This window comes from Christiangramia lutea (genome assembly GCF_022489035.1).
GTDB lineage: Bacteria > Bacteroidota > Bacteroidia > Flavobacteriales > Flavobacteriaceae > Christiangramia > Christiangramia lutea.
The window spans coordinates 1-5,830 of the sequence record NZ_JAKVTV010000011.1 but is presented as its reverse complement, the minus strand read 5'-3'; the positions used below and the strand labels follow the sequence as shown (position 1 = coordinate 5,830).

4 protein-coding genes are annotated in these 5,830 nt (G+C 30.0%); all 4 read right to left on the bottom strand.

The window, feature by feature from the left end; genetic code table 11:
• Positions 1-262 precede the first annotated feature (262 nt).
• The 4 genes from ML462_RS15755 to ML462_RS15740 all read right to left on the bottom strand — a co-directional run bounded on the left by ML462_RS15755 (position 263) and on the right by ML462_RS15740 (position 5,422).
• On the bottom strand, positions 263-1,780 hold the full coding sequence (locus ML462_RS15755) for a P-loop NTPase fold protein (RefSeq protein ID WP_240714796.1): 1,518 nt from the start codon (positions 1,778-1,780) through the stop codon (positions 263-265).
• Between the two features lie 175 nt (positions 1,781-1,955).
• Positions 1,956-2,303, bottom strand: coding sequence for a hypothetical protein (locus ML462_RS15750; protein ID WP_240714795.1), 348 nt, complete (start codon positions 2,301-2,303; stop codon positions 1,956-1,958).
• A gap of 419 nt (positions 2,304-2,722) precedes the next feature.
• Positions 2,723-3,610 carry a DUF1963 domain-containing protein gene (locus ML462_RS15745; protein ID WP_240714794.1) on the bottom strand — a complete coding sequence of 296 codons (888 nt, stop codon included), beginning with the start codon at positions 3,608-3,610 and terminating at the stop codon, positions 2,723-2,725.
• Positions 3,611-4,267: 657 nt separating this feature from the next.
• Positions 4,268-5,422: a TlpA disulfide reductase family protein gene (locus tag ML462_RS15740; RefSeq protein ID WP_240714793.1), complete on the bottom strand. Its 1,155-nt coding sequence runs from the start codon at positions 5,420-5,422 to the stop codon at positions 4,268-4,270.
• Positions 5,423-5,830: the final 408 nt, after the last annotated feature.

Here is a 5,830-nt window from a genome sequence, read left to right as displayed (position 1 = left end):
ACCTTTGTAGTACTTCATTACCTGTTCAGGTTTTGGTACTTTTTGTAAGGCGCAGTTTGCGAATAAAATTGTAATTATTAGAAATAAAATTTTCTTCATTAAATTTCTCTGATACTTGTTGCCAACGGTCTCGGCTATCGCCAGTTGCGGGAGTTGGGACGCGGAGTTGTCGGCTTATTTGTTTTATTTCCTGGTTTATAAAATTACACTTTTTCGACAATACCCGTTATTGGCGATGAGCCGTTGTTGGCAACTGTATTCTCTAGTAAGCATTTTCTTTAGGAATTTCTTTTAATGATAAATATGCATTAATGAGTAATTGAAAATAAGGAATCTTTCTTTTGGAAATTGTTTCATGAAATGAAATATCTTTATTACTAAAGTCATCATTTGGGTATCCTATTCTTTCAGCTTTTCCAATTAATCCCTCAAAGTTATCGGAAGGATGAATTATGTACTGAACTTTTATATCAAACTCTTTATTTATATATAAATTTTTTTCCTCTTTTGTAACATTTAATCTATTCTGATTCTGGTCAATAAGCATTACTAGATTACCAATTCTATCTCGCCAATACGATGTTCTTGGTGTAATTTCTAGAGAAGGATATCTCTCTAAAGTTTTGTTTAAAATATTTACAAAATTCTCTTGACCACCAACTATCTTTTCTAGAATTTGAAAAACAATTAGAATAGGTGTAGAATCGGAGTAAAAATAATCAGCGCTCATATAAGATTTTATAGCATAAGAATCTAAAATGACTTTCGACTTCAAAAAGTTTATTAAAGCTCTCATACTTATACTATTTGCAGCTACCATATGTCGCAATAGAAAAATCAATTCATCTTTATAATAATTACTGCTTGATTGTAAATGAGTATATACTCGATTATTATCAATTTCTATTGAACTTAAAAATTTATCAATGTTATTATTTATTACAGAGACAAAATCATAATAGAATATTTCATTTGAGTAAAATTTATCAATGTATCCCGAGAAATCTATATTCGTACCATATTTATTGTGAAATATGCCACGGATATTTGTTATATCGGAAATGAGAACTACGTGATCAAATCCGAATTTATTTTCATTTTTAAAATCATAAAAATCAAAATGAGCAGAAAATACATTCATTATTCTAAATATATGTTCTGGGTCAATTCTATCTAAATCATCTATTACCAGGACTATTTTCTTCTTTGGATTATTAATTTTTAAAGTTTCTACTAGGTTATTAATCAATTCAGTAATTGAATTTTCTTCTCGGAAAGTTCCTATTTGATTTTTAAAATAATCTAGAAAGTTTTTTAGTTCTTTCTCCTCATCTTTTTCAATTTTATCTTTAAATCTATTTATTTCTTCTCCTAATTCAACCGTTGATTTGGCAATAGCATCTACCCGATGATCTAGTTTTGAAAGGTTTTTGATCAGGAGGCTAATTACTTTTTTATAGTTCTCAATTAAATAAAAATTTGAAGAAAAAACTTTTTCAAATTCGATCTTTTCAAACTCTGGATTTTTTGAAAATAATTGATATCCAATATCAAATTTGATTAATTCGAAAATATCCTGATTGGGAGAGACGGAATAGTTAACTGGATTCAATTTTATTGATATAAAACTTTCATTCTCTTGCTCAAAAAAATTATCAATAAAATATGTTTTTCCTATTCCAAAGATTCCTGAAAATATTATTCTTTCATTTCCATCAACCAATAAATGGTCTTTAAATCGTTTAGATTCTTCTTTAATAGATAAATTTTCAAAACTCATAGTTATAACTGGGATTATGAAGAATATTGTTGCCAACGGTCTCGGTTATCGCCAGTTGGCGGAGTAAGGCACGCGGATTTGTCGGCTTAGTATTGGTTCGTTGGTCAAGTTAATTATATTCTTTCTAACGCTGCCGGCTATTGGCGATGAACCGTTGTTGGCAGCTGTATTATCTCTAAAGATTTTTTATTTTTTGTAAATCTCTAACTCTCATTCCATTTGAATAATCAGCCTCTTTAGTTGATCTTATTAAACAAAGCGGATTTAATTTTCTTCTTTGCATTTTGTGAAGTAATTGGTCTGCAGTATAAGGGCCATATTCTTTATAAAATTCCATGTAAAAGAATTTATTGTGCGGTTCTAAGAATGTTCTCTGTAAATATTTAATTTCTAAGTATTGCAATAAATCAGTAATATTATTTATTGATCCCTTATACTTACTTTCATTTACAAAAAATGCATAACTAGAATCTCCATCTAAATTCATAATTAAAACATCCTCACTTTTAATTGACTGCTGCATTAAAAAAGTTTGATCATTATTTTCAATTAATAAAGAATCTGAATTTAAGTATTCCCATTTTGCTTTACTAACTCTTCCATTTTCTGAGATTAGTAAAACTCCTCCTTCTCTAAAAATGTAGGTTATTTAAAGCTCCTTTAAATCATTAATTAAAACCCATTGATGATTTGAAATTAAAGTAAGGTCATCTAACTTTTCACCATACTTTTGAATCTTAGGAATTAAATCTGAAATGAAAGTTTTCATTTTTTATTAGTTAGGTTTTCTGATAATATTGCTGCCAACGGTCTCGGTTATCGCCAGTTGGCGGAGTAGGAGACGCGGATTTGTCGGCTTAGTATTGGTTCGTTGGTCAAGTTAATTATTTTCTTTCTAACGCTGCCGCTTATTGGCGATGAACCGTTGTTGGCAACTGTGCCTTATGAATTTTGAAGTTCAAAATATGTGTTATTAAAGTTTTGATTTTTCAAATCATCTTTTTCTATCCCAAAATATAATGCACCACTACACCCAAATTTATTAAAGTTAGGATTATCATCTAACATATCTGCCTGTAGCAATAATGTTATATTTTCTTGATTTCTTTTAACCAATTTCCTTTCATCTTCTTTCAACTCACTTAAATTCTTAAGCTTTTGTCCAATACTTTGTAATGACCATGGGTAGTGAACATCGCCTTGAACAGCTTGTGGGTTTCCTAAAACTTGATGACCAATATCTAGGTTAGAATTAGTTTCTTCATAAATTATATCGTCAGCATCGAATAGAGTATTCTCATCTTCATCTGATAAATTTAATTTTGAAATCTTATAATTTTGGTATGATGGAAGATTAAACCGATCCAAGAAGCCTATTTTAGATTCATCAAATTTTGCTAACTCATCATATTTATCTGGGTATATTCTTGAACTTAAGTTTTGTAAATTTTTAATGAAAATAACTTTATGAAGTTTTTTAAGGTTTTCATCTCGGTAATCTTCTTGCCTTGTGGAAAAGAAAAATAGAAGTAAGCCTTTTTTAGGAAGTAAACCAGATTTATCGATTTTAATTTCTGACAGGTTAATCTGACCGAGAAAACCAAAAGGTATATCATTCAAAGTTGGCCATTCGATATTTTCAGGTAAATCTGGTAACCCTCCGAATTTCGATTCGCCAATCTTACATTCTGACTTCGTATTTTTTGTTCTTATTTCAATAGAGTGATCTAACAGACTTAAAATTTCTTCAGGATGAATTTCCCATGGTAATCTCAGGATTTCCTTTGAAATTCTAGATTTTAAGTTGCGATTGAAAGAGAATATTTTCATTTATAGTTGTAGTTGGTTGGGGCATTGTTGCCAACGGTCTCGGTTATCGCCAGTTGGCGGAGTAAAGGACGCAGATTTGTCGGCTTAGTATTGGTTCGTTGGTCAAGTTAATTATTTTCTTTCTAACGGTGCCGGCTATTGGCGATGAACCGTTGTTACCTGCTGGTGCAAGTTCTAATTTTGTTTTTTAGTTTACCTAACCTAAATCTTTTTTACTGTAAATTTTGTTCAATTCTTGCAAATAATGAATTCTCTTCTTTAAATTTCTCCTAATTATTCTACCAAATCTTATATACAATGTTATAAATGAGGTAATTGATAATAATAGGAGAAATATGCCAATGAAATCTAGTAGGGTCACTTTGTTTATTATTTTAATCTATAGTTTAAAAATAAGTTAAAAAAATTAAGAATTAAAACTAAACAATAGTTAAAAAAATGGGGTTATAATGTATTAGGAATCAGATTTTAATTAGTATGACTCGACAATAGGAGTTACTATTTTTCATTTTAGGATATATAGCACTTGCAGGTAACGGTCTCGGTTATCGCCAGTTGGCGGAATAGGGGACGCGGATTTGTCGGCTTAGTATTGTTTTGTTGGTCAAGTTAATTATTTTCTTTCTAAAGGTGCCGGCTATTGGCGATGAACCGTTGTTACCCACCGTTTTTTATCCGTTTGCCAATTTGGTCTGTTAGATTATCATTATAACCGTCCCACTTTTCTACAACTGTTCCATTATTGTCAAATAAATAATAAGTTGGAGTTGCAAACACTCGATATTTAGTATAGACATCACTATATCTTCCATTTTCATCATACAAACTTGTCCAGGTTATGTTGTTAGATTTATATTTTTGAAGCCAATCTTCTTTATTTTTATCAACATTAACCGTAACAATTTCTAATTGGTCACTCTTTTCTTTTGATAGTTTTTTAATTTCTGGTAGAGCCTTTAAGCACCAACTGCAATAGGGTGAATAAAACTCTAAAAGAACATATTTATCTTCAAAGAAGTCTGAAAAGTTAACTTTGTTTCCCTTTTGATTTTCTGCCGAAAAATTATAAAACTTATCTCCTGTACTTAATGGTTCATTTTTTAAGTAAGTTTTCAAAACTTTAGAATATTCTGAATTTTCGTATTCAGAATTGAGTTTGCCGATTTGTTTTTCTATAAAATCTTTAGAAAAATCAGTTTTGTATATTATTAGTTGTGAAAGTGCATAATCGGAATTTATATTCTCTGAGATAAAATTTTTGGTTATTTGATTTGTTTGATTGTCGATTTTGGTAATAATTCCTTCCTCTTTTGACCAATATGCATTTTGGAGACTATCATTCCATTTATTTTCCCTTCGTAAAGAAAACATTGTTTGTAAGTGATTACTTCTCAAATTGTTCAATGAATCTGTTCTCTGATCTAGATCTTTTTTATATTGATGATATTTTGAACCAGTAATTTTTATATCATTTGGAAATTCATCTTTATTCCCTTCAATTTGGATATTTTCATTTCCAATGTATATGAATGAAGAAACTCTTTCTTCATCATTTTGGATCATTATGTTTACTTGGATTGGAGGATTTTCAATTGATCCCTCAGATTTAAATTTACCATTAGTTAAGATAGTTGAATCTAAAACTTTTCCATTTGTAGCGTTAGATATTAGAACCTTTGACCCATCTTTTAAACCTGTAATATTTGCGGAGATTTGGTAATTTTTGTTTTCGATTTCTTTCTGTTTTTTATTTTCATTCTTGCAACCTATTAATATGATTGGAAATAATATTATCAGAATAATTCTTTTCATTTTTTTATTTTAAAGTTGAATTTTCGTTTTAAAAATGGTGGGTAACGGTCTCGGTTATCGCCAGTTGGCGGAGTAGGGGACGCGGATTTGTCGGCTTAGTATTGGTTCGTTGGTCAAGTTAATTATTTTCTTACTAAATGGTGCCGCTTATTGGCGATGAACCGTCTTAAGTTTAAATTCTCTAAATTTTGAATATATAACCAGAAAGAACAAAAGAGAGGAATAAGGTTACATGAACCGTGGGAACTTGAGATTCCGTCAACAATGATAATCCCCTCTCTTTTTCTACTTTAATTTCGTTTAGTTCTGTGAGACCTGGATCTCGTTTTTAAGTCGATGAAAACCAAAGTAGCTGTTCTTTCCAATCATTCTCTTATGGATAAAATTAAACATTTTTACGGAGTAGAC

Coding starts and splice junctions, on each gene's coding strand:
- ML462_RS15755 (WP_240714796.1), bottom strand. CDS start 1,780: ATGAGTTTTGAAAATTTATCTATTAAAGAAGAATCTAAACGATTTAAA.
- ML462_RS15740 (WP_240714793.1), bottom strand. CDS start 5,422: ATGAAAAGAATTATTCTGATAATATTATTTCCAATCATATTAATAGGT.
- ML462_RS15750 (WP_240714795.1), bottom strand. CDS start 2,303: ATGCAGCAGTCAATTAAAAGTGAGGATGTTTTAATTATGAATTTAGAT.
- ML462_RS15745 (WP_240714794.1), bottom strand. CDS start 3,610: ATGAAAATATTCTCTTTCAATCGCAACTTAAAATCTAGAATTTCAAAG.